Consider the following 24,385-nt stretch of genomic DNA (forward strand, 5'->3'; position numbering starts at 1 on the left):
GTAGCTCCGCGGACGGCCGGGCCGGTTTTGCCTCTTGACAATGTTCAACTCATATTAAAGGGGGGGGGTGCAGCTCGCATCGAGTTGCACCCCCGTCACGTTGGGCAATGTGTGCCGCGGCTTGCTCGACTCCGCGACTGATTCCTAGCGGCCGTCGTCCTGCTGCAGCTCGCTTTGCTTGTGGCGGCGGGCCTGCTTGGAGAGCAAGCGGGCGGGCTTATCGGGGTCCGGGACGGCGGTGGGCAGCGGCTCGTCTACCGCGCCGTGGTACCAGCCGCCTACGAAGTTGTCGGTGCGGAACACGTTGATGACCGCCCCTGGATCGACATCGCGCACCAGGTCGATGATGTCGGCCGATTCGTACGTGGACACCACGGTGTGCAGCAGCCACATGGTCTTGCGGCTGTAGCCGCCGATGACCTCGGCGCAGGAGATGCCGTGCTGGAACTCCTCGATATAGGCGTCCATGACCTCGTTGGGGCAGCGCGTGGTGATCTGCAGCGTGACGCGGTCGTAGCGGTTATAGAAGCTGTCGATGGTCTTGGTGGCGATGAACTGGAACACGATGGAGTACGCCGCGTTGTCCCAGCCGAACAGGGCGCCGAAGATCACCAGCAGCAGGCAGTTGCTGGCAAAGATGAGTCCCCAGATCGTCTTGCCGGTGCGGTTGGACACGAGCAGCGCCACGAAGTCGGTACCGCCGGTCGAGGCGCCTGCCTTGAGTGCCACGGCGATGGACAGGCCCGATATGAAGCCGCCGAAGATCACGAGCATCATCTTGTCGCCCAGCAGCGGCGCGAAGTTGAAGACGTTGAGGAAGAGCGAAGAGAGCGCGACCTGCATCATGGAGAAGATGACGAAGCGCTTGCTGATGGAGCCCCAGCACAGCGCGGCGACGGGGATGTTGAGGAGCAGCATGCCCACGGAGGTCGAGATGTGCACGCCGCCGAGCGAGGTGATCTGGTTGACGAGGACCGCGACGCCGGTAAAGCCGCTGGGGAGCAGGTTGGCGGGCTCGACGAACGCCTGGATGAGGAAGGTCTGCAGCAGCGCCGAGAACGTGACGGCGATCGCGGTGATGATGCGGCGTACAACGGCGAGGCGCGCGAGTTCGAGCGCGCGATCGGTGATGGCGTCAACGGCGTTTCGCATGGACCCTCCTTGGGCATCGTGCGCCGGGTGCGGCGCGGCTATTCGTTTGATCGCGTACAGGGAACGAGAGCGATGATTCTATCACGCATGATAGCCGCTTGATAGGGGGTCGGGCATCCAGCCGCGCGCCCTTTTACACGACGATAAAAATGTGGGCGTCCAGCGTGCCGCGCGCTGTCCGGTGTCCGGTCGGGCGCTTCCAGCGGGCGGATTGGGCGATAATGGTGCGCACGAGAACACGACGGACGATGCGGGGGACCACCATGAACGAGCACGCGCTCCAAACGCTCAAGACCTACTTCGGGTACGGCTCGTTCAGGCCGGGGCAGGACCGCATGGTCGATGCCATTCTGGCGGGGCGCGATGCGCTGGGCGTCATGCCCACGGGTGCGGGTAAGTCGATCTGCTACCAGGTCCCGGCGCTCATGCTGCCGGGTATCACCTTCGTGGTGAGTCCGCTCGTCTCGCTCATGGGCGACCAGGTGCGCGCGCTCAAGGCCGCCGGCGCCCGTCCGAGCTATCTCAACTCCACGCTTTCGCCCGCCCAGCAGAACACCGTGCTCAAGCGTGCCGAGGAGGGGTGGTACCAGATCATGTACGTGGCGCCCGAGCGCCTGTCCGACCCCCGCTTCCTGGCGTTTGCCCAGCGCGCGGCGGGCGAGGGCGGCATCGGCGTTCCGTTGGTGGCGGTGGACGAGGCACACTGCGTATCGCAGTGGGGCCAGGACTTCCGTCCCGCGTACCTGCAGATCGCGGAGTTCATCGAGGCGTTGCCCGCGCGCCCCGTGGTGGCGGCGTTCACGGCGACGGCGACCCAGCGCGTGCGCCGCGACATCGTGGGCATGCTGGGACTCGAGGAGCCCGAGACCGTCGTGACGGGCTTCGACCGCGCGAACCTTTCATGGAGCGTCGAGGAGTTGGGCGACAAGGCCAAGACGCGTTGGATCACGGAGTACGTGGTCGCTCATGCACAGGAGAGCGGCATCATCTACTGCTCCACGCGCAAGGCGGTGGACGCGTTGTCGGCCGAGCTCGCGCTCGCGCTCATGCCCCACGGCATCTCCGTGGGGCGCTATCACGCCGGCATGGCCATGGGGGACCGGCAGGAGAGCCAGGCGGCGTTCATCGATGACCGTGTGCCGGTGATGGTGGCTACCAACGCGTTCGGTATGGGCATCGATAAGCCCAACGTGCGATACGTGATCCACAACAACGTGTCCGAGAGCATCGAGGCGTACTACCAGGAGGCGGGGCGTGCGGGCCGCGATGGCGATCCGGCGAGCTGCTATCTGCTGTGGAACGGTCGCGACTTCGCACTGCGCCGCATGATGATCGACCGCGACCCGGACGATGACGGGCTGGACGAGGAGCAGCGCGAGCAGGCGCGCGCGAATCGGTACCGGCTCCTCGGCCAGATGGAGGGCTACTGCCAGACAACGGGCTGCCTGCGCGAGTACATCCTGCGCTACTTCGGCGACGAAGCGGCAGCGGGCGAACTGCTGCACGAGGCGCGCGATCAGGCGGCGGGCTGCGGCGCCTGCTCCAACTGCCTGGGCGCGTTCGAGGTCGAGGACGTGACGGAGGCTGCTCGCGAGGCGGTGCGCTTCGTGGCGGCGCGGCCGGGCCGGTTCGGCAAGGTGTTGATCGCCGATGCTCTGCACGGCTCGAAGGCCGAGAAGGTGCTGCGCGTGCACTTGGACGAGGCGGAAGGGTACGGCGCGCTGCACGCCATGCCCATCGCGCATATTCGCAAGCTGCTGGACCAGCTGGCGGGGCGCGGTTATCTGGCGGCATCGCAGGGCGAGTATCCGGTGCTGGAGCTGGGACCGCGCGCGGTGGAGGTGTTGGGCGACGCGGAGGGCCGCTTCCGGTTCTCGGTGAAGCGCCCGGCGGGTAAGCGCGCTCAGTCGTCGAGGGCGCAGCGCGCCGTGGACCTGCTGCGTGACGAGGCGGCGCTGGATGCGCGCCCGCGCGTGGGCGACGACGCGGAGCTCTTCGAGCGCCTGCGCGCTTTGCGTACCGAGCTGGCACGCGAGCGCCAGTGGGCGCCGTATATGGTGTTTGCCGATAAGGCTCTGCGCGGCATGTGCCGCCAGCGTCCGCGCACGCGCGACGAGCTGCTGGAGGTCTCGGGCGTGGGCGAGAAGAAGGCCGACGACTTCGGTGAGCGCTTCCTATCCGAGATCGCGGCGTTCGAGGACGGGCAGCGGTAGGAGGCGCCGGGGTCTGCGCCGCATCGTTGCGGCGAGGGGTGTGCGCGTCGTGTCGAGGAAGGGTGCGTCGGTGCATGCTGGTGCGCCATTTGACGGTGCTGGGTGCAAAACGCATATTTTTTAGGTTCTTCTGTATAGGTTTTGCCGTAAAGCCTGACTGCTGGGCGCCGCGGGCCCGTTTTCGACGGTCTTGTGGCAGTAAACGCAAAAAATGAGTCTTTTGCTGTAGGCTGCAGCGACCATCGTGTGGGTACGTTGCTAATTTGAACGTGGTCTGCGCGTCGAGCAGGGCGTTTTGGCCTCCCATCTCGCCTCGGCAACCCCTATTGACGAACATATGTGGTGTATCTTTTTATGCATCGCATTATTGCGGCTGCCAAAAGACTCAAATCTTGCATTTAATGCCCGGCGGTCCGCCACCCCCTCAAGCGATTGGGCTATTTCGCGCCCCGGCGCCATCGAGCGGTCTGGAATCGGCTGGCGGCGCGCTCTGCAGGGGGCTCCCGCGCGCGGAATTCACGCGACGGGGGTTGAAATAAGCGGGTATCGTATTCTGTACGTGTACCGAGAGAACCGAGCAACCGCGAGGTGACCATGCCCATTCGAATCCCCGACGCCCTTCCGGCAACAGAGACGCTCGAGAGCGAGAACATCTTCGTGATGACCGAGTACCGCGCGCTGCATCAGGACATCCGTCCGCTGCGCGTGCTCATCTTGAACCTCATGCCCACGAAGGTCGCCACCGAGACGCAGATCATGCGCAAGCTTTCCAACACGCCGCTGCAGGTGGATGTGGAGCTGCTGCGAACCGCCAGCCATGAAGCAGCGCATGTGTCGGCGAGTCATCTCGACACGTTCTACCGCACGTTCGTCGAGGTGGAAAACGACTACTACGACGGCCTCATCATCACGGGCGCGCCGGTGGAGCAGATGCCGTTCGAGGAGGTCGACTACTGGCCCGAGCTCTGCCGCATCATGGATTGGTCCACCACGCACGTGCACTCCACGCTGCACATCTGCTGGGGCGCGCAGGCCGGCCTCTACCACCATTACGGCATCGACAAGCACGACCTGCCGCAGAAAGCGTCCGGTGTGTTCGAGCATCGCATCCTCAAGGCGTCGAGCCCGCTCGTTCGCGGCTTCGACGATCGCTTCTGGGCGGTCCACTCGCGCAACACCGACGTGCGCATCGAGGACGTGGAGGCGTGCGCGGAGCTCGAGATCGTGGCGGCGTCGGATGAGGTGGGTCTCTACCTGGTGAAATCGACCGATAGCCGTCGGTTCTTCGTGTTCGGGCACCCCGAGTACGACCGAGAGACACTCAAGCTCGAGTACGAGCGCGACGTGGCGCGCGGCATCGATCCACAGGTTCCGCGCAATTATTTCCCTGATGACGATCCGTCCCGCGAGCCGCGCAACACCTGGCGCTCGCAGGGTCAGCTCCTCTATACCAACTGGCTCAACTACTACGTGTACCAGACGACGCCTTACGACATCGAGCGCGTGGGCGCGTAGGGGTGCTTCGGCTCGGGGCCGTCGCGAGCGGAGGGCGCCTGCGGCCTGCCGTCGGTGTTTGTTCATGGAGGGCCCCTCGTGCCGAAAACCTGACGCGAATGGCGGCGCCTGGGGCTTACCGTCGCTTTTTGTGCACGAAGGGGCGCCTCATACCGGAAAGCCGACGCATACGATGGCGACTGAGACTTAGTGTCAGTTTTTGTCCACAACATTCCCCTCGTACTGGAAGGCTGACGCGGAACGGGGGGCGTATGAGGCTTAGCGTCGGTTTTGGGTGCGAAAGGGCGCTTCGGCCCTGAAAACCGTCGCGAGCGAAGGGCGCCCGCGGTTTTCTCCCGCGAGGGACGCTTGCGAGGGCCCCTAGGCGTCAGGAATCCGCGCATCGCTGCCGCTGCCGTCAGGGATCCGTGCAGGGTGGCCCTTTCAATCCGGAAAGCTGACGTGAGCGGGCGCCGCCCGCGGCTTGCCGTCGGGTTTTACGCACGAGAGGTCCCGCGTGCTGGAAAGTTGACGCATGCGGCGGCGCTTGAGGTTTGGCGTCGGTTTTTGTTTACGGTTGCGCTTCGGCTTTGAAAGCTGGCACGAGAGGGGCACCCGATTCCCGGCCCCGCGCTCGCAGCCCCGAGATCTGGCCCGTTCGCATTCTGTCGCGGCAGCGCCCGTCCCGCCCGAATCCGGCGCCCATCCCGCCCGCGCCCGCTGACGCCCGGCGCCCATCCCGCCCGCGCCCGCTGACGCCCGGCGTCGCGCGCCGCACGCCGTGTCGGGCGCGCGGCGCACGGGCGGGCGCTTACGCCATCAGGTCGATCACGTTGAGGTCGGCCTCGCTCGCCTGAAGGATCTCACGCCCTCCGAAGACACACAGTGGTGCCTCCGCGGCCACGCGCGAGACGGCGGCACCGAGCTCGCGCAGATGCTCGGGCGTGGTGGCAAGCAGCTCCTCGCGCAGCTGCGCCCGCCAGGTGGCGGGGCGCTTGGCCAGGTAGTTGATGTCCTGGCGCTTGGCGAGCCCATAGGGCTTCACGGGTGCGTCGAATCCTGCGGCGCAGCTCACGATGAGGCCGTCGAAGGCATCTGCATCGGGCTCGTACGACGCCAGCCACGCGCCCGCCTGGGTGATGCGCTCGAGCGATGGGTCGACAGCGGGGTCGCGGTAGGTGTAGAACGCGAGCTGCGAGCCCGCCACCGAGCGGAAGCCGCAGCCGTAGGCACCGCCCTTCACGCGGATCTCGTTCCAGAGGTACTCGTAGGTGAGCGCCTGCGAGACCGCGCTCCACGAGCCGTCGGTTTCGATACCGAGTACGCGCGGGTCGGTGGCGCGGGCCACGTAGCAGACGTCGCTGGGGATGATGAACGCCTCGCGCTTGGGTTCGGGCATGGGGACGTACAGCTCCTTGGCGGGCGCGGTGCGCGGGGCCAGGCCCAGGCTGCCGGCTGCCTCCCAATAGCGACGGTAATCCTCGTTGCTGCCGGTGAAGCTCGTCACCAGCCCGGTAGATGTGAAGATGCGCTCTTGCAGCTCGCGCAGCGTGGCGCACAGCTCGTCCTTGCGCTCATCGAAATGGTCGAGCAGGTCGCGCAAGAAGCGGTAGAAGTCGACGCCCGACAGCTTCTGGGCGACGACCGCGGCAGGGGAGACGTAGGACAGCGCGCGGCCGAGCGCCGCCTGGTGCCCGGCGTTGAGGAACGACTGCTCCATGCCGATGCGCATCTGCACGAGCACGTCGTGGATGCGGTCGGTGTCTTCGAACACGGTCTCGCTCCACACCTCGCGCGGGATGCGCGCGAGGTGCTCGATCTTCTCGGACAGGGCGCCGGCCGATACGGTGAGCTTGGGCGCGGCGAGCTTCCAGTTGGGCTGGCCGATCACCTCGCAGCGGAACGACAGGAAGCCCAGGTTGGAGTCGATATAGCTGTCGAGCTCGGCGGCGGTGCGGTTCTTGGTGGCGAGCTGCTGCATGAGGCGCGCGAGGATGGTGGCGTAGGGGAGCTCGGCGAAGGAGAGGTGGGAGATGTCGAAGTAGGCCACCGCGTAGGCGAGCTGGTGCGTCGGGATGTCGTGCTTGAGGCAGGGCAGCGGCGCCTGCGTATCGAGCGCAAACGAGGGCTCGGGGCGCGCCTCGCCGATATCGGAGACGTGCAGGCGCGGCAGCGTGGCCCTGGCCTCCGTCGTGTCCTCGGCCTCCTGGGCGGCGCGCAGGGCGTCGACGTTGGCGCAGACCTCGTCACGGGCTCCATCGGACATCCGTGCGAGCGCGGCTGCGAGCTCGGCCTCCTCGCCGGCGTCCCCTTCGGTCGCGTCGCCCGCAACGGGCACGAGTTCGACGAGGGCGCGATGCTCGCTTTCCAGTACGAGCTCGCGCAGCAGGTCCTCGAAATAGGTGGTATCCAGCAGCTCGCGCAGCTCGGCGTAGATGGGCGCGTACTGCAGGGCCAAGGTGGCGTCGTCGTCGCTGTAGAGCCAGGTGCCCAGCGCGTCGCAGGCTATGGCCACGCCGTCGGGGTAGCCGAAGTCGCGCTGGCGCAGGTCGTATTCCTCGCTGGCGAGCACGGCCTCGAGGCGCTCGCGCGGGATGCCGTCCTCCACCAGGCGGCGGCACTCCTCCTCGACGATGCGCCGCAGCTCGCGCGCGGCCCCGGGCTCGGCGTTTTGCACCATGATGAGCTCGTAGGGTTGCAGGCGGTCGCCCGCGGTGTAGCTGGTGATGTTGCCGCCCAGGTTCGCCGCCATGAGGGCCTTCTTCACCGGCGCCTCGTTGGAGCCCAGGATGGCGTCGAAGATCATGTCGGCGGCGACCAGGCGCTTGCGGTCGTGCGCGGTGCCTATGACGTAGGCGAGGCCTGCCATGGCGTTCTCGGGCGTGGTGCGCATCTCGATACGCTTATGCTCGCAGATGACGGGCGCCTGCATCTCGAGCGCGTTGGGCGCGCCGGCGCCGGCGCGCGAGGCGCGGTTCTCGCGCGAGAGGAACTCGTCGTCCAAAAAGGCGAGGAAACGATCGATATCGAGGTCGCCATAGAGCGTGATGTAGCTGTTGGCGAGGTTGTAGTGGCGGGCGTGGTTGTCGAGGAACCCCTCGTAGGTGAGCGTGGGGATCGCGCGGGGGTTGCCGCCCGATTCGAACGCGTAGGCGGTGTCGGGGAACAGCGCGCCGTTGATGGCGTTGTCCAACACGTCCATGGGGTCGGACAGGGCGCCCTTCATCTCGTTGAACACCACGCCGTTGTAGCGCAGGCGGTCGTCGGCGGGTGTCTCGCCGCGGTCCAGTTCGTAGTGCCACCCCTCCTGCTCGAAGATGGCGCGCTTGGTGTAGATGGCGGGGTTGAGCACGGCGTCCATGTAGACGCTGGCGAGGTTCATGAGGTCTTGCTCGTTGGTGGAGGCGACCGGGTAGACGGTCTTGTCCGGATAGGTCATGGCGTTCAGGAACGTCTGCATCGAGCTCTTGATGAGGTCGACGAAGGGCTCCTTCACGGGATAGCGGTCCGAGCCGCACAGGACCGAGTGCTCCAGGATGTGGAAGACGCCCGTGTCATCGGCCGGCGGGGTCTTGAAGGCGATGGAGAACGACTTGTTCTCGTCCTCGCAGGGCAGGTACAGCAGGCGGGCGCCAGATGCGTCATGGCGCAGCACGTAGGCGTCGGCATCGAGTTCGGGTACCGCTTCGTGGGAGAGCACGGAGAAACCGTGCTGCGGCGCGATGCGGCCGAGCGAGGCGGCGGCGCGTGCGATGACATCGGGTACGGGTGTGGACATACAGCTCCTTATGATAGGGCCCGTGGCGAGGGACGCCGATGCGCCGGGAGGGCGCGGCGTTTCCGCACAGGGCATGGCGAGTCTATCCGATAGCTTACCCATCCGGGCTTGTTTTGGTGCGCGGAACCTTGGGAATGACGCGTCATCCGTGAGGTGGCATGATATAAGGTTGAGGAAATCGGTTTGAACGGGGGAATGCATCTATGACACGGGAGGACGCAGGTCTCGAGGTGGAGCGGTCCGACGGCTCGTCGCGGCATGGCGGCGCCGGGCACCTGGTGGACGATGGCGCCGATGCGGCGTCGCGCGCACGCCGCCGGGCATGGCGGGAGCGGCTGAACGACCAGGCGGGACGTCAGGCCCTGGTGGGCGTGATCGCCACGCTGCTGGGCGGTACGTTCTGGGGGTTCTCGGGCACGTGCGCGAGCTTCCTGTTTGCCAACTACGAGATCGACACGATGTGGCTCACCTGTATCCGGCAGATCCTGGCGGGCGCGACGTTCCTGATCGTGGTGCTGATCTTCGACCGCAAGCGCCTGTTCAAGCTGCTCACCACGCCGCGCCATATGGTGACCCTGCTAGCGCTTGCGGCGTTCGGCGTCTTCTTCAACCAGTTCTTCTATCTGCTGACCGTGCGCCTGACCAATGCGGGAACCGCCACGGTGCTCCAGTGCCTGCAGCTGGTGCTCATCATGGGCTATACCTGCGTGACCGTTCGGCGCCTGCCGCGCCGCCGCGAGCTCGCCGGCCTGCTGCTGGCGTTCGGCGGCACCTATCTCATCGCCACGGGCGGCGACCCCACCCAGCTGGCGATTCCGCCCGAGGGCTTGGCGGTGGGGCTCATCGCCGCGTTGGGCGCCGCGTGCATGACGATCATCCCCACGAGCATCCTGCCGGTGTACGGCTCGGCCATCGTGACCGGAACCGCGATGTTCATCTCGGGTATCGTGAGCTCGATCTTCATCCAGCCGTGGAACAACGTGCCCGTGCTGGACGGCATGGGTTGGGGCGCGCTGCTGGTGCTTATCTTCGTGGGCTCGTGCCTGGCGTACGCGCTGTACCTGCAGGGCGTGAAGGATATCGGCTCGGTACGCGCGAGTTTGCTGGGCACGGTCGAACCCGTGTCGGCCACGGTGACCAGCGCGGTGTTCCTGGGGACGTTCTTCGCCCCCACCGACATCCTGGGCTTCGCGTTTATCATCGCCATGGTGTTCCTCACGGCATAGGCGGCGCGATCCCGCCGTGCGGAATGGGGCGCGTTACGCCTCCGGCACCTCTTTGCGTACGCGCGAGAGGGTGACCTGCGTCATGCCGAGATACGATGCGATGTAGTGGTGGGGGATGAGGTCGATCACGCCGGGATAGGCGTCGAGGAACCACAGGTAGCGTTCGCGCGCGGTTTTCTGGCATACCGCCGTTTTTATATCCCAGTGCATCTGCCAGGCGTTTTGCAGAATCGCGATGAAATCGTGCGCGAAGGGAAGGCTGGTGCCGAGGAGGCTCTGGACGGCTTCGATCGGCATGCTCGCCACGTGGGAGGGAATGATCGCCTCGATGCGAACGGGCGAGGGCCTGCTGAAATCGGCGCATGGCGCGATGACCATGCCTCTCTTGGTGATGAGGCAGTCGGTGGTGTCGCGGCCCGCGCTGTCGATAAGCGCGGTCCGCACCGCACCGTCGATCAAGACCGCGATTTCCGCCTGATGCTCGCCGGCCTGCAGGAGGGCTTCGCCCTTGGCAAGCGCGCGCACGGTCGCATGGGCGGCAAGGGTCCCCGCCGCCTGCGGGTCTTTGATGCCGGCCGAATCTTGCAGGAACTGTGCGACGTTGATGGTGTTCACGAATGCTCCAAGCGCCTTGACTCTGGGTTCGTGTTAACCAAACCATAGAATCCCGAACCGCGTCATTATCAAACGTTAAAAATGCAACAAATGGCGCAGATTCTGTGCTGTATGCAACGAAGCGTCCCTGGTGCGCCCTTGACCGCATTTCCGCCGCATCCGCGCGGCTCGTCTGGTCGGGGCGCAACCCGCGTGTTCCAGCCTGCCCGCGGCATAGAAACGGGGAGGCCGCAGCCTCCCCGTTTGATGGATCCGAATCGGGCTCGCATCGTTTGCCGGCGCCGGGCGATGCGCGTTCGGCGGCGCGCTTTCCTACGCCTGGGTTCCGGCGTCGTCCTTCGCAACCTGCTCGGCGGCGATGATCTGCTCGAACATGCTCGCTGAGTCGCGGAAGTCCGTCGGCAGCACCACGGTGCTCGCCCGACCGCTCTTGGCGAACTCGTTCATCATCTCGGTCCACTGCGTGAACATGAAGAGCTGGTTGGCCTCGTCGTTGCCCACGCCCGTCTCCTGGATGGTTTCGAGCGAGTCCTTGATGCCCAGCGCGATGGCCTTGCGCTGGTTGGCGATGCCCTCGCCGGCCTTCTCCATGGCCTCGGCCTCGGCCTTCGCCTCGGTGACCCGGCGGATGCGGTCGGCCTCGGCCAGGTCCTGCGCCGCGGCTTTGGTGCGCTGTGCGGCGTTGATCTGGTTCATGGAGTCCTCGACTTCGGCGGGCAGCGCGATCTTGGTGATGAGCGTGCTCACCAGCGTGAAGCCGTAAGCGTCCATCTGCTCGGACACGGTGGCGTTCACGTCCTTGGCGATATCGTCCTTCTTGGCGAAGACCTCGTCGAGGGTGTAGACGGGAATGGACGAGCGCAGGGCGTCGGTGATGAAGTCGCGCATCTGTGCCACGGGCTGCTGGAGCATGTAGTAGCTCTTGTAGACGCCGGAGTCGGCGGGACCGGCGCCCATCTCGTAACTCACGTGGTACTGCGCCGAGACCTCGAGGCCGATGGTCACGTTATCCTGCGTCTTCACGTCGATGTCGAAGCCGTTCTTCATGGTGCGCAGCGATACCGTGGCCGCCTTGCGATCGATGAGCGGGATCTTCGCATGGAAGCCCGCGCCCACGATGCGGTTGAATTTGCCCAGGCGCTCGATGATCACGGCGTGCTGCTGCTTGACTACGAAGAACAGGTTGCCGGTGAGCGCGCCCACGACAATGAGGACGAGCGCGATGCTGAACAGTCCTCCCAGCAGGTCGAAGATGAACATGGCGGTTCCTTTCCGTCGGCTCGCCTGGTGCGGCGAGCGAATTAGAAAGAGGATACCCGTTTCCTTTTCGGCGAACGGTCTGCTCTCGGTGAGCGGAATACACAATTCGGATGCAATTGTCCGTATAATAGGCAGCTGCGAAAATGCGCAAACGATGGTGCCAGACGAAAACGTGTGCGCAATCTCGCATATTGGTTCGCCCCTTATACAGAGGTCCGCCGAATGGGCGGAGGAAAGGAGCAAAATGTCATTACAGCATGCTAACAATCGAAAGCGAGGTGTCTTTTCGGCAGCCGTCGCGGTCCTCGCGGTCGTCGTCTTGGCGCTCGGCGTGGCCCTGCCCGCCTACGCCGCGAGCGTGAGCATCGGCGGCACGAAGGTCGATATGGACACGGCCGTCCCCACGAAGATCGACGATTCGGTCATGGGCGACGCAGCCTTCCAGTTCAACTACAAGGGCGACTGGAGCCCTGAGGCCGGTTACGACCAGTTCTTCAATGGAACCGACCATTATTCCAATACCGTGGGCGATTCGTGGAGCATGAAGTTCACCGGCCCCAAGATCGATATCTACGGCAGCAAGAACCCCGCTCACGGCACCTACGCCGTGACGATCGACGGCAAGGCGCAGAAGGATATCGTCGCCACCGCAGGCTCTGCGCAGCACAAGCAGCTGCTCGGCTCCTATGAGGGCCTCGATGCCGACGCCGAGCACACCATCGCCGTCGAGCTGAAGAGCGGCGGCGCGATTCAGGTCGACTACGTGGTCGTCGAGCGCAAGCCCGTGGCCGCCACCGACTTCACCCTGTCCACGCGCGCCAAGGTGCTCGAGAGCGGCAGCTCCTTCGAGCTGTCCTACAGCGTGTCCCCCAAGGGCGCGGTCGATCCCGGCGTCACGTACGATTTCGACGAGAAGCTGCTGGAGATCGACGAGACCGGCGTGGTGACGGCGAAGCAGGTTTCCAAGAAGACCGTTACGTCCATCACCGCCGCGCTCAACAACGAGAGCGGCGCCTCCCACAAGATCGACGTCACCATCTACCCGCAGGTAGAGGGCTTCAACGCGTTTGTGGGCAACGAGAAGCTGCTCGATACCCAGGAGGACTGGGAGGCCAAGAAGGCCGATCGCACCGATTCCTGGTCGGGCACCGCATGGCTCGCGGACGAGCGCGCCAGCAAGATCGGTATCGCCACCCGTGCCGAGGGCGCCAAGAACGTGCGGATCATCGCCGGCGACCTGGTCGCCGCCGACGGCTCCGTGATCTCGGGCAAGGATATCGAGGTCAAGTGGCTGCGCAACGTGCAGGCCAAGGAGGGCCGCAACGCGCAGGGCAGCCTGAAGAGCTATCCGGATGTCATCTACTATGACAACACCGGTATGGATGTTCCCGCCAATACGCTGCAGTACGCTTGGCTGACCATTCCCGTTTCGGCCAGCGCCCATGCCGGCACCTACACCGGCACCGTGCAGGTCGTTGCGGATGGCGTCGATCCCGTCGAGCTCACCTATACGCTCGAGGTCATCGGCATCAAGCAGCCCACGGCCGACGAGGCCGATTTCGAGGTGCAGGTCTGGCAGCACCCCTTCAGCGTGAGCGGCTACTATTTCGCCAACAGCACGGCTGACGCCGCTACGGGCACGGGCACCAACGCGCCCATCGATACGTTCCTCAGCAAGGAGCACAAGGACCTGCTGCGCGGCTCGCTGAAGGAGTACGCCTCCATCGGCGGTCACGACCTGGTTGCCAACATCGTCGAGGAGGCCTGGAACCACCAGTCCTATTACGGCGACACCTCCATGGTCACCTGGATCTTGAACGATAAGGGCGAGTGGACCTTCGACTACACGCTCTTCGATAAGTGGATCGCGTTCGCCACCGAGTGCGGCGTCATCGATCCCGCGACCGATCTGGGCCAGATCAAGTGCTACTCCATGGTGTCGTGGGGCGGCTTTAAGTACAAGGACGCCGAGACCGGCGAGATGAAGTCCTATAACATGCAGCTCAACGGCAACAACCCCGAGGGTGAGGCCGCATGGACCGCGTTCCTGAAGGACTTCTACAAGCACTGCCAGGAGCTCGGCATCTGGGATATCACCTACATCTCGATGGACGAGCGCGATTACGGCCAGCTGAAGCCGGTCGTCGACCTGGTTTCCGCCGTTGAGGAGGAGCTTGGCATCAACATCAAGCTGAGCTCCGCGCTCAACGTGAGCACCGACCAGAACATCGTGTCGCTCTCCGATAAGATCGACGACATCTCGGTGAACACCGGCAACGTCGACGACGGCTTCCGCGGCCTGGCCGACGCCCGCGCCGCCAAGGGCTTCACCACCACGATCTACAACTGCACCGGCAACTATCCGGGCAACTTCATGATCTCCGACCCGGGCGACAACTACTGGGCCATGTGGTACGCCATGTCCTCCCATGCCGATGGCTTCATGCGCTGGGCTTGGGATAACTGGACCAACGATATGTTCGGCAACGCCACCTATCGTTATTGGGAGCCGGGCGACGGCTGGTACATCTACCCGCTCGAGAGCGCCGATGACCTGGCCGAGAACCCCGACGGCTTCTACAGCACGCCCCGCTACGAGATGTTCAAGCAGGGCATCCGCGATGTGTGCAAGGCCAAGTACCTGGTTCAGAACGAGAAGGTCGCCGACCGCGTGATGGAGCTGGTCGAGTCCCTGCAGGTGCCGCGTGCGACCACCGTTCACGGTGCCGCCGTCGCGCAGAACGAGGAGCAGCGCATGCTGGCCCACAGCGAGACGGACCGCATGTACGACGGCATCAACGAGATCGCCCGCGAGCTCGCGCCCGCTCCCGAGCCCGAGCCGCAGCCCGATCCGGAGCCGGAACCCCAGCCGCAGCCGCAGCCCCAGCCCCAGCCTGAGCAGAAGCCGGAAGGCGGCCAGGGTGCTACCGGCAAGCCGAACGGTGGCCAGGGCAAGCCCGGCACCGACGGCCCCCTTGCCCAGACGGGCGACCCCGCGCTGTTCGCCCTCGTGGCGACGGGCGCCCTCGGCGCGAGTGCGGTGGCAGCCGGCTACCGCGCGCGCAAACGCTCTCGCTAGAAGCGACGTCGCGCACGAGTGATGCGCGCATCGCATTGACGCGCGATCCGTGAAAACAAGGAAGCCTCCCTTCCCGTTGATAGGAAGGGAGGCTTCCTGCGTTATCGGCGGGATGGCCGTCCGGTGCGATATGGTGCGGGCGGCTGCCTGCGCGCGCCGTCCTACAGGTTGTAGAGCGTGCGGAACTTGCCGCCGAGGTAGTCGCAGTAGAACGTCGCATCAAACGGCGCCCCGCAGGCTCCCTGCACGAGCTCGGGAGCGTCCTTGCCGCGGCCCCAGCGCCAGATGTTCTCGCCCAGCCAGGTGCGAACCGGAGCGAGGTCGCCCGCCGCGCAGGCGGCTTCGAGGTCCACGCCCGCCGCCTTCATGGCGGGCACGTACTGCGCGTCGTAGGCGCTGCCCAGCGCGTAGCTGGGGAAGTAGCCGAATGCGCCGCCCGACCAATGGGTGTCCTGCAGCGCGCCCTCGGTATGCGTGGGTACGTCGAGGCCCAGGTATTGCTTGGTCTTCTCGGCCCACAGCCCCGGGATGTCCTTGGCGGTGGCCTCGCCCGCGAACAGCAGGCGCTCGATCTCGTAGCGGATCATGATGTGGAGCGGGTAGGTGAGCTCGTCGGCGTCGCAGCGGATGAGGTTGGGGCGCGCGATGTTGACGGCGCGGTACAGCTCGTCCTCGCCCACGTTACCGTAGACCTCCGGCGCGTGGCGACGCAGCAGCTGGAGCAGCGGTCCCATGAAGGCGCGGGAGCGCCCGACGGTGTTCTCGAAGAAGCGGCTCTGGCTCTCGTGGATGCCCATGGAGGTGCCGCCCTCCAGGCAGGTGAACGCGTACGCGGGGTCGACGCCCAGCTCGTAGATGGCGTGGCCGGCCTCGTGGATGATCGAGTAGACGTTGCTCATGGCGTTGTCTTCGTAGATGTGCGTGGCCACGCGGGCGTCGCCGGCGCTGAAGCCCTCGGAGAACGGATGCTCGGTGAAGGCGAGTGTGGTGGATGCCATGTCGAGCCCCACGAGCTTCATGAGGTCGAAGGAGAGCGCGCGCTGGGCCGCCTCGGGGATGCGGGCGTTCAGGAAGGCTGCTTCGGGCTGCTCGCCGCGCTCCGAGATGTCATGCACCAGCGGCACGACGGTCTCGCGGACCTGGGCGAAGAACGCGTCGTAGGCGGCGGCGTCCATGCCGCGCTCGTACTGGTCGAGCCAGACGTCGTACGGGTCGCGCGTGCTATCGAGGTAGCCGGCCTGGCGCTTGAGCGCCTCGACCATGCGGTCGATGTAGGGCTCGAACGAGTCCCAGTCGTTGGCGCCCTTGGCCTTGTGCCACACGGCATCGGCTTCGCAGGTCAGGCGGCTCCAGCTCTCCACCTCCTCCTTGGGGAAAGCGAGGGCTTCGCGCTGGTCGCGCTCGAAGACGCGCAGCTCATCGGCCAGCTGCTCGTCGGTGAGCTTGCCCTTGGAGAACGCCTTGCTGAGCTTGCGGACGAGCTTTTGCGCGCGCTCGCTGGTAAGCAGCTCGTGGTGCTCGCCGGCGAGCGTCGCCATGGCCTCGCCGCGTGCGGCGGCACCGTTTTCCGGTGCGACGGTGGCGCCGTCGAACTCGGCGATCTTCAGCAGGTAGGAGCGGGTCCAGAGGTCGCGCTCAAGGGCGCGGAACTCCTCGGCGCGCTGCGGGGCCTGGCAGACGTGGCCCTCTTCGTGGCCGTGGCAGCAGCAGCCGTCGCCGTCGTGCTCCTGGTCGCGTTCGTGCTTGCCGCAGCATTCGTCGGCGCGCTCGGATTGCTTCTTATGCTTGCCGCAGCAGCTGCCGTCTTTCTTGTAGTTGCCGCAACATGATTCGTCGTGCTTATGCTTGCCCATGGGGCCTCCTTGCATATCGAAGTGGTCCATCGAACAGCAGTGTACCCGTACTCGCGGGGTTATGACGCTTATGACTCCCCCTGTTCGGTTGTTTGACGACGCGGGCTGATGGGGAACGGGTGGGTGCAAGATGACAGTTCTCCTTAGGAATTGCAGCAACGATAGCGTACAAATTATGTGAAATGTCTCCGAAAATAGGTGAACGATGCAAATAGGTTAACAACTATTGTTAGAATCCTCTCCGCTGTATGGACGCCCGGCGGGGCGACGATAACGTGAGGGATAGGTTTCTATGCTGCATTCTCAGGGGCACGACAACGCATCGGTGCAGGCGGGACGCCGGGGCAAGGGCATCGTCGGCCGCGTCATCGCGGTGTTGGCGGGCGTGTGCCTGGCGGCCGCGGGCGCGGTACTGCTCATGTTTGGCGGCGAGCTCAAGACGCTCGGCACGATCGAGAAGATCGACGAGTACCCGCTCTACACCATGGATTACGCGGCCGATTACGGCCTGGATGAGTTTCTCGAGCAGGGCGGCGCCTCCAACGACGCCGAGCTCATCGACTTCGTGGTGGGCCGCCTGCTGAAGGGCCTTCCCATCAAGATCGAGCTTCCCAACCTGGCGTGTTCGACCTTCAATGCGAAGACGCCCGAGGGCGAGGCGCTGTTCGGCCGCAACTTCGACCTGGAGTTCTCGCCCGGCATGATGGTGCGCACGACGCCGAAGGACGGGTACGCATCGATCTCGATGGTGAATCTGGCATTTATCGGCTATGGCGAGGATAAGCTGCCTGACGATTTTGCTTCGAGCATCGTGTCGCTTGCCGCTCCGTTCGCCCCCCTCGACGGCGTGAACGAAAAGGGCCTGGCCGTGGGCGTGCTGCTTATCGATACCGAGGCCACGCACCAGCAAACCGAGCGCGTGGACATCACCACCACTACGGCGATTCGACTGATGCTCGATCGCTGCGCTACGGTGGACGAGGCCGTCGAGCTGCTGTCCAGCTATGACATGCATGCGTCGGGCAACCGCTGCTACCACTTCCAGATTGCCGATGCGAGCGGCAAAAGCGTGGTCGTCGAGTACATCGATAACGAGATGCGTCTGGTGGAACCCAGTGAGGAAGGTTACCAGGCGGCAACGAACTTCCTGCTCACGCCGGGCGAGTACGACTTCGGCGGCGGCCAGGACCGCTACGAGACCGTGATGGGCGTGCTCGATGCCTCCGACGGCGTGATGACGGAGGCGGAAGCGATGGATACCCTGCAAAGCGTCAGCCGCGAAGTCAAGATCAAGGATAACGGCGAGGTCTTTCAAACGCAGTGGTCGGTCGTGTACAACCTGGACCGCGCATCGGCCACGGTGTGCATGGGCGGTAAGTACGACGAGTTGCATGAGATCACGGTAGCGAGGCAATAGGACCGTAGGAAAATGCGGGGGTTTGAATTAATGAATAAAACTTGCTCGCCGCTGCATAGGAAATCATAACGAGACGGCTTCGGTGCGTTATCTGCGCATTCGGAGCCGTCTCGTTGGCACTAAATGTCATTTTTGAGTCCGCTTAGAGCCTGTTTGGTTGACCGGCTCCTCATTTTTATGCTGGCGGAGATGCTTTCCCCTCTTGTGGGGATGCAAAACCGGCCGAGTTACTACACATCTGATGATAAAAAGCGCTTGCAGGAAGTATGCACGCTGTTTTTAGAGAGCCAAAAGACTCAAAATCTGCATTTAGTGCCAGCTGGGCCTTTCGTCCGGGGAGAATCGGGTTTTGGCGCTATGATTCCGCCTGCAAGGTAGCGCCCTGGGCCATCTCGATGCCCTGCTCGATACCGTCCAAGCCCAGGCGGCCCTGCCCGTAGGCCACCAGGTTCCCCTCGGCGTCAACCAGGTACGTCACGGGAACAGCGTTGACGCCATATGCGCTGGCGGCTGACATCTCGGTGTCGAAATAGATCGGGAACGTGTAGCCCTTCTCCTCGATATAGGTGCGGGCAACGTCTTGCGTCTCGCTGCCGGCGGTGAGGTTCACCATCATGAAATGGACGTTGTCGCCATAGGCGGCGTACGCCTCCTCGAAGTCGGGCATGCCGGTTTTGCATACGCCGCACCAGCTGGCCCAGAAGCTCACCACCACGGGCTTGCCGCGCAAGTCGGAGAGCTTGACTTCGTTGCCGTCGCGATCGAGCACGGTGAAATCGGGCGCCGGCTCGGGCTTGGGGTCCGTGTCCGCGCTGACCGAGTCCTGCGGTTGCTTGCCTGCCGGTGCGGCAGCGGGAACGGGGGTCGTGGGCGCGTCGCCCATGGTGCTGTAAAGCACCGCGGCGCCACCGATCACCGCTGCGAGTGCGAGCGAGCCCACGAGTGCGAGTTGCTTGTTGTTCATGGGTGGTCCTTTCGAGTGCTCGTATGGGGGCGTGGGTGTGCGAACGTGCGGCGGCGCGCTATGACAGCGCGCCTACCAGGCCGGTCATGGCTCCGGTGGCCATGAGGACGCCCATGGCTATCAGCAGCGCACCGCTTGCCTTGGTGATTGCGTCATAGTGTCGCTTGATAACATCGAATGCCCCTTTGAACTGGTCGATCAGCAGGGCGCTGGCGAAGAACGGAATACCGAGCCCGGCGGAGTAGGCGAGCAGCATGAGCATGCCCTCGATGACATGGCCCTGCTGCCCGGCAAGCATGAGGGCGGAGCCCAGAAAGGCGCCGACGCACGGAGTCCAGCCGAGCGAGAAGACCGCGCCCAGGGCGAGGGCGGAAAAGAAGCCAAGGTCGCGGACTGCGGCAGCACGCCGTGCTCCATGGAACAGGCCGAGCTTGATGACGCCGAGGAAGTTGAGGCCCAGCACGATGACCACGCTGCCGCATACGACGTTCACCACGGTCTGGTATTCGCGCAACAGGCCGCCGATGGAGCCGGCCAGCGCGCCCATCGTAACGAATACCAGCGTGAATCCCAGGATGAAGCCGAGGGCGTTCCGTGCCGTCGCCCCGCTTCCGCGCGTCGAGTCGCCGGCGAAGTACGCTATGTAGACGGGAAGCATGGGCAGCAGGCACGGTGAGATGAAGGTGATGATGCCTTCAAGAAAGGCGGCGACATAGGGCATGCGGGAACCTCCGCGGTTGGATGGCGTTACAGGTCTGATGCTGCCCAGTTTAAAGGAGCGGACAGGTTTCTGCGGGTGATAAAGTCACAAATCCTATGGTTGCAGCGTAGGGGCGCCCGGGCCGCTGGGAGGGGTAAAGCGCGCCGTCTGGCGAGCGGGCTGCCGTGCGACGGCGCGCTCGATTCATACTTACCAAATGGTATTGACAGATCGCGGGCGTTCGACAGGCGCCGTGCGATACGAAGCGATGCGTTCCGGGTCCCGGCTTGCGCAGACGGTGCCTTCGGACGCGTTTCCTATGTTAGGAGGACCATGTCTGCTTTCCGTTCCACCTCGTGGCGCCGCGCGACGCGCCTTGTCATCTCCGGTGCGCTCACCCTGGGCGTCGTGGCCGCCCCCGCTTTGCTGCCCCCTCCTGCGGCGTATGCCGCGCAGCAGCAGAGCTCGCAGGAGCTGTGCGAGCTGGTGAACCCCGTGCTTCAAAGCTACGTTCCCGCAGCGGGGGAGCCGTGGTCGTTCGAATCGACGTCGCGCATCATCGTCAATGCGAGCGAGGCCAACCTTAAAAACGAGCGCCTCGCCGAGGTCGTCAACCTCATGAATGCCGAGTACGCCGAAAAGGAGCTCGTCGCCGGCTTCATGGGTATGGTCTACGCCCCCGCCGACTCCGCTGCCGCCGCCGACATCGTCGTCGACGTCGTGCCGGTTGAGCAGATCACCGATCAGACGAAGTCCGCCGAGGCCTATAAGATCGATGTCTCCGCAACCGGCGGCGTGCGCATCTACGGCGCGAGCGAGAACGCGGTCATGTTCGGCCTGCGCACCATCGAGGCCATCATGCAGACCAACAACGGCGAGCTTCCCGCGGGCCAGATCGTCGACTGGCCCAACCTGCAGGAGCGTCGCCTGTTCGTGGATTGCGGCCGCAAGTTCTTCTCCAAGGATTGGTTCATCCGCCAGATCCATGAGATGGCCTACCTCAAGCTCAATACGATCGACATGCACTTCTCCGAGAACCTGGGCTTCCGCATCGAGTGCGAAACCGACCCCGCGATTGTGTCCCCCGAGTTCCTCACCAAGGCCGAGGTTCTGGAGATCCTCGAGGAGGCCCGGCTGTACGGCATCAAGGTCATTCCGTCCATCGACTCCCCAGGCCATGTCGACCAGATCCTTAAGGTGCATCCCGAGTACGGTCAGATCGCCAGCGACGGCAAGACGCACTACGACCGCGGCCTCGATGTGACCAACCCCGAGGCCATCGCCTATATGAACAGCATCTACAAGGAGTACATCGACCTGTTCAAGCAGGGCGGCACCACCACCGACATCTCCATCGGTTGCGATGAGTACATGGAGTTCGACCGCCCGCCGTTCACCTCGATCTACCAGTCCGTCCTGGAGAAGTGGGCCGACGAGAACCTGGGCCGCGAGTACAGCTGGACCGATACCCTGGCCACCTATATCAACAACCTTGCCGAGTTCTGCCGCGACGAGGGCCTCACGCCCCGCGTCTTCAACGACGGCATCTATTATGGCGAGAACACGAGCTATCGCCAGAAGGTGCAGATCCACGACTGGATCGGCGTCGACTTCTGGTCGCAGATGAGCTGGAACTGGAATATCGCCAACCTGCGCAAGCTCGTGGACCGCGGTATGAAGGACTTCTACAACTTCAACGCCAACTACGGGTACTTCGTCCTGCGCAACGACAACCGCGGCGCGTCCTTCGATTTCGACGACAGCCTCGAGCGCTGGTGGAACCAGTGGCGCCCCGGCGATTTCCAGGACCGCCAGAACGCCAACGTGCTGCCCGATACCGACCCGCGCATCAAGGGAACGGCTATCGCTATCTGGTGCGACTATCCCAACGTCGCCACCGAGGACGAGGTCGCGCAGGGCATCTCCAAGGAGCTGCGCGCCATGGCGTCTCGCAGCTGGAACGTCGCCTCCAACCGCAACATGAATCTCGACGAGTTCAAGGCCCTTACCGAGCAGCTCGGGCACGACGGCGCCTGGGACCGGGGCCAGAAGCTTCCGAGCTCTGGCGAGATCTTGCCCGCCGAGAACGTGGGCAAGGTAACGGTGAGCCACGTCGACGGAGCCGGTAAGAAGCTCGCCGAGGACACCGTGAAGTACGGCGTCGCGGGCGACCCCTTCAGCATCGAGGCGCCCGAGATCTACGGCTACCGACTGGTGAGCGAGAAGCCCACCGTGACCGGCACCTTCACCAAGGAGGGCGTCGAGGTCACCTTCGTCTACGAGCTCTTCACCAATAAGGACTCCCTGCTCGAGGCGCTCGCCACCGCCCCCATCGCATCTATGGGCATCGACGCCACCTATGAGGGCGTTGCCCGCGCGCTGGCCGACGGCCGTGCCGTATTCGAGGACGAGGAGGCTACGCAGCTGCAGGTCGACGCCGCGCTCAAGGCCATCAACGACGAGGTCGCCGAGGTCGTCTCGATCGACCGGTTCGCGCTGTACGTCGAGTGCACGCACCCGCTCAAGGCCTCGGATTACGTTGGCGGCTACGATGCCTACCAGACGGCGCTCGATAAGGCCAAGGCGCTGCTGCATGGGTCCGATGTGACCGAGGAGCAGCTCGGCGCCGCCCTCGAGGAGATCCGCACGGCGAAGGCCGGCCTGTCGAAGCCTTCGGGCGAGAGGCCCTCGATCGACGCGACGGTCGATTGGTACACCTTCGACGGCGGATTCCCGTACGACAACATGATCGATGGCAACCCCGAGACCAAGTGCTGGTTCAATTCCGCTCAGGAGGCGGGCGACGAGGTCGTGTTCACGTTCCCGCAGGCCTTGCAGATGCGGGCGGTATCCATCCTGCAAACCGCCGATCTTGGTGGAGACGCCATCAGGGGCGCGGATATCCAGGTGAGCGCCGAGGCATCGGGCGATGCGTGGACCAAAGTGGGCAGCATGGATAACTCGAAGGCCGAGTGGACCTTCGATTTCGAGGAGCAGCCGGTCCGCCGCGTCCGCATCCTGCTGACTGAGTCTATTGGCAACTGGTACCAGATCCACGAGGTGACGTTCGCGTCCAAGCCCGCTGCGCAGGACAACACGCTTGCCGATATGATCGAGAACGGCGAGGACGTCAACGTGTCCCGTGCTTCGGAAGCCGATGCGAAGGCCCTGGTCGCCGCGCTGCTCGAGGGCCAGAAGGCGCTCGTCGCCGGTCGGACCGATGTCGCCGGCCTGGTCACCGCCATCCGCGATGCCGCCCGCAGCGTCGAGGCGAGTACCGGCGTCGCGTCGAGCAAGGACGACCTCAAGGCCTTCTACGATTCCGTGAAGGATCTTTCCTCGAAGAACTATGACCCTGCGAGCTGGAAGGCCTTTGCCAAGGCGCTCGAGCAGGCCAAGGTGGTCTTGGACGCCAAGGCTCCCATGCAGGTCGACCTCAACGCCGCGCACCTTGCGCTGCAGGATAGCTATTATCGCCTGGTGAAGGGCGAGGGCGAGACGCCCGAGCCCGAGGTCGACAAGACCAAGCTCCAGGCCAAGTACGACGAGGTCAAGGACATCAAGGCCGACGGCTACACCGCCGACTCCTGGAAGGCCTTCGAGTCCGCCCTCAGGACCGCGAAGACGGTCCTCGAGAGCGATAAGGCCGGCCAGGCCGACGTCGACCTCGCGCTCCAGATGCTCGCCGACGCGCACGCCGGCCTGAAGAAGGAGGAGGCCCCGCAGGTCGATAGGTCCAAGCTCGAGGCTGCCGTCGAGGAGGCAGGGAAGCTGAAGGCCGACGACTACAAGTCCGCTTCCTGGAAGCCGTTCGTCCGCGCCCTGGCCGAGGCCGAGAAGGTCCTGGCTGACGAGAAGGCCGACCAGGCAACGGTCGACGCCGCCGCGAAGGTGCTCGCCGACGCGAGGGCCGGCCTGGAGGGGGTCGAGGAGGTCTCCTTCGTCGACGTGGTAGCCGGCACGCCGCACAAGGGCGACATCGAGTGGCTCGCCGCCAACGGCATCGCTTCCGGCTGGAAGAACGCCGACGGCACCCTCAGCTTCCGCCCGTATGCTACGGTGAGGCGCGCCGACATGGCCGCCTTCCTCTACCGCCTTGCCGGCGAGCCGGAGTTCGACGCGAAGGGCGTCTCCTTCACCGACGTCGATGAGGGCACCCCGCACTACAAGGCCATCCTGTGGCTGGCGGCCGAGGGCGTTTCCACCGGCTGGGAGGCCGCCGACGGCACCGCCGAGTTCCGCCCCTACGACGAGATCGCCCGCTGCGACATGGCCGCGTTCCTCTACCGCATGGCCGGGGAGCCGAAGTTCGAGACCGATAAGGGCTTCGCCGACGTGGAGGAGGGCACTCCGCACCGCGAGGCCGTCCTGTGGCTCGCCGACGCCGGCGTGTCCACCGGCTGGACGCTCGAGGACGGCAGCTCCGAGTTCCGTCCCTACGACATGATCGCCCGCGCCGACATGGCCGCGTTCATCCACCGCATGGACCAGAAGGACCTGGTGGACCTGAAGTAGCGCTACCTGCGTTGCCCCGGAAGAGGGCTGTCGCTCCTGCCGACCAGGCGATGTGAGGGGCCCGGCTTTCGAGCCGGGCCCCTTCGCCAACCATCCCGAAGGGCGCCTCGTGCGCCCTT

General features: G+C 64.8%; 13 protein-coding genes. 6 read left to right on the top strand and 7 right to left on the bottom strand.

What is annotated here, in order from left to right; all coding sequences use genetic code 11:
• Positions 1 to 144 precede the first annotated feature (144 nt).
• A complete protein-coding gene (locus E4J93_RS07145; RefSeq protein ID WP_147588781.1) occupies positions 145 to 1,152 on the bottom strand; it encodes a YitT family protein in 1,008 nt (335 codons plus the stop codon).
• Between the two features lie 263 nt (positions 1,153 to 1,415).
• On the opposite strand from E4J93_RS07145, the gene E4J93_RS07150 reads away from it, so the two are divergent.
• Both E4J93_RS07150 and metA read left to right on the top strand, forming a co-directional pair.
• On the top strand, positions 1,416 to 3,365 hold the full coding sequence (locus tag E4J93_RS07150) for a RecQ family ATP-dependent DNA helicase (protein WP_147588782.1): 1,950 nt from the start codon (positions 1,416 to 1,418) through the stop codon (positions 3,363 to 3,365).
• A 594-nt stretch (positions 3,366 to 3,959) separates the two neighbouring features.
• Positions 3,960 to 4,880, top strand: coding sequence for a homoserine O-succinyltransferase (metA, locus tag E4J93_RS07155; protein WP_147588783.1), 921 nt, complete (start codon positions 3,960 to 3,962; stop codon positions 4,878 to 4,880).
• A gap of 790 nt (positions 4,881 to 5,670) precedes the next feature.
• Here the strand turns inward: metA and E4J93_RS07160 are convergent.
• Complete coding sequence (locus tag E4J93_RS07160; protein ID WP_147588784.1) at positions 5,671 to 8,637, bottom strand: insulinase family protein; 2,967 nt, start codon at positions 8,635 to 8,637, stop codon at positions 5,671 to 5,673.
• Between the two features lie 203 nt (positions 8,638 to 8,840).
• On the opposite strand from E4J93_RS07160, the gene E4J93_RS07165 reads away from it, so the two are divergent.
• The gene (locus E4J93_RS07165) at positions 8,841 to 9,863 is read left to right on the top strand and encodes a DMT family transporter (RefSeq protein WP_147588785.1); all 1,023 of its coding nucleotides are present in this window, start codon (positions 8,841 to 8,843) and stop codon (positions 9,861 to 9,863) included.
• A gap of 33 nt (positions 9,864 to 9,896) precedes the next feature.
• On the opposite strand, the gene E4J93_RS07170 is transcribed toward E4J93_RS07165, so the two are convergent.
• The gene (locus E4J93_RS07170) at positions 9,897 to 10,478 is read right to left on the bottom strand and encodes a Crp/Fnr family transcriptional regulator (protein ID WP_147588786.1); all 582 of its coding nucleotides are present in this window, start codon (positions 10,476 to 10,478) and stop codon (positions 9,897 to 9,899) included.
• 312 nt (positions 10,479 to 10,790) lie between these two features.
• Positions 10,791 to 11,738: an SPFH domain-containing protein gene (locus E4J93_RS07175; protein WP_187231655.1), complete on the bottom strand. Its 948-nt coding sequence runs from the start codon at positions 11,736 to 11,738 to the stop codon at positions 10,791 to 10,793.
• A 244-nt stretch (positions 11,739 to 11,982) separates the two neighbouring features.
• Between E4J93_RS07175 and E4J93_RS07180 the strand changes: the two genes are divergently transcribed.
• Complete coding sequence (locus tag E4J93_RS07180) at positions 11,983 to 14,817, top strand: DUF4091 domain-containing protein (RefSeq protein ID WP_187231656.1); 2,835 nt, start codon at positions 11,983 to 11,985, stop codon at positions 14,815 to 14,817.
• 161 nt (positions 14,818 to 14,978) lie between these two features.
• Here the strand turns inward: E4J93_RS07180 and E4J93_RS07185 are convergent, their stop codons facing one another.
• Positions 14,979 to 16,670 (bottom strand): carboxypeptidase M32, encoded by a 1,692-nt coding sequence (locus tag E4J93_RS07185; protein WP_147588788.1) that lies wholly within the window; start codon positions 16,668 to 16,670, stop codon positions 14,979 to 14,981.
• Positions 16,671 to 16,962: 292 nt separating this feature from the next.
• On the opposite strand from E4J93_RS07185, the gene E4J93_RS07190 reads away from it, so the two are divergent.
• Positions 16,963 to 18,087, top strand: coding sequence for a C45 family peptidase (locus tag E4J93_RS07190; RefSeq protein ID WP_147588789.1), 1,125 nt, complete (start codon positions 16,963 to 16,965; stop codon positions 18,085 to 18,087).
• A 355-nt stretch (positions 18,088 to 18,442) separates the two neighbouring features.
• Here the strand turns inward: E4J93_RS07190 and E4J93_RS07195 are convergent, their stop codons facing one another.
• Both E4J93_RS07195 and E4J93_RS07200 read right to left on the bottom strand, forming a co-directional pair.
• Positions 18,443 to 19,051, bottom strand: coding sequence for a thioredoxin family protein (locus E4J93_RS07195; protein ID WP_147588790.1), 609 nt, complete (start codon positions 19,049 to 19,051; stop codon positions 18,443 to 18,445).
• Between the two features lie 58 nt (positions 19,052 to 19,109).
• The gene (locus tag E4J93_RS07200; protein WP_147588791.1) at positions 19,110 to 19,772 is read right to left on the bottom strand and encodes a cytochrome c biogenesis CcdA family protein; all 663 of its coding nucleotides are present in this window, start codon (positions 19,770 to 19,772) and stop codon (positions 19,110 to 19,112) included.
• 312 nt (positions 19,773 to 20,084) lie between these two features.
• Between E4J93_RS07200 and E4J93_RS07205 the strand changes: the two genes are divergently transcribed.
• Complete coding sequence (locus E4J93_RS07205; protein ID WP_147588792.1) at positions 20,085 to 24,266, top strand: family 20 glycosylhydrolase; 4,182 nt, start codon at positions 20,085 to 20,087, stop codon at positions 24,264 to 24,266.
• Positions 24,267 to 24,385 lie beyond the last annotated feature (119 nt).

Source organism: Collinsella sp. BA40, from assembly GCF_008014645.1.
Taxonomy (GTDB): domain Bacteria; phylum Actinomycetota; class Coriobacteriia; order Coriobacteriales; family Coriobacteriaceae; genus Collinsella.

Bases quoted from the DNA above. Each gene is read 5' to 3' on its own strand.
- E4J93_RS07185 (WP_147588788.1), bottom strand. From the start codon at position 16,670: ATGGGCAAGCATAAGCACGACGAATCATGTTGCGGCAACTACAAGAAA.
- E4J93_RS07145 (WP_147588781.1), bottom strand. From the start codon at position 1,152: ATGCGAAACGCCGTTGACGCCATCACCGATCGCGCGCTCGAACTCGCG.
- E4J93_RS07175 (WP_187231655.1), bottom strand. From the start codon at position 11,738: ATGTTCATCTTCGACCTGCTGGGAGGACTGTTCAGCATCGCGCTCGTC.
- E4J93_RS07160 (WP_147588784.1), bottom strand. From the start codon at position 8,637: ATGTCCACACCCGTACCCGATGTCATCGCACGCGCCGCCGCCTCGCTC.
- E4J93_RS07205 (WP_147588792.1), top strand. From the start codon at position 20,085: ATGTCTGCTTTCCGTTCCACCTCGTGGCGCCGCGCGACGCGCCTTGTC.
- metA (WP_147588783.1), top strand. From the start codon at position 3,960: ATGCCCATTCGAATCCCCGACGCCCTTCCGGCAACAGAGACGCTCGAG.
- E4J93_RS07165 (WP_147588785.1), top strand. From the start codon at position 8,841: ATGACACGGGAGGACGCAGGTCTCGAGGTGGAGCGGTCCGACGGCTCG.
- E4J93_RS07190 (WP_147588789.1), top strand. From the start codon at position 16,963: ATGCTGCATTCTCAGGGGCACGACAACGCATCGGTGCAGGCGGGACGC.
- E4J93_RS07150 (WP_147588782.1), top strand. From the start codon at position 1,416: ATGAACGAGCACGCGCTCCAAACGCTCAAGACCTACTTCGGGTACGGC.
- E4J93_RS07180 (WP_187231656.1), top strand. From the start codon at position 11,983: ATGTCATTACAGCATGCTAACAATCGAAAGCGAGGTGTCTTTTCGGCA.
- E4J93_RS07195 (WP_147588790.1), bottom strand. From the start codon at position 19,051: ATGAACAACAAGCAACTCGCACTCGTGGGCTCGCTCGCACTCGCAGCG.
- E4J93_RS07200 (WP_147588791.1), bottom strand. From the start codon at position 19,772: ATGCCCTATGTCGCCGCCTTTCTTGAAGGCATCATCACCTTCATCTCA.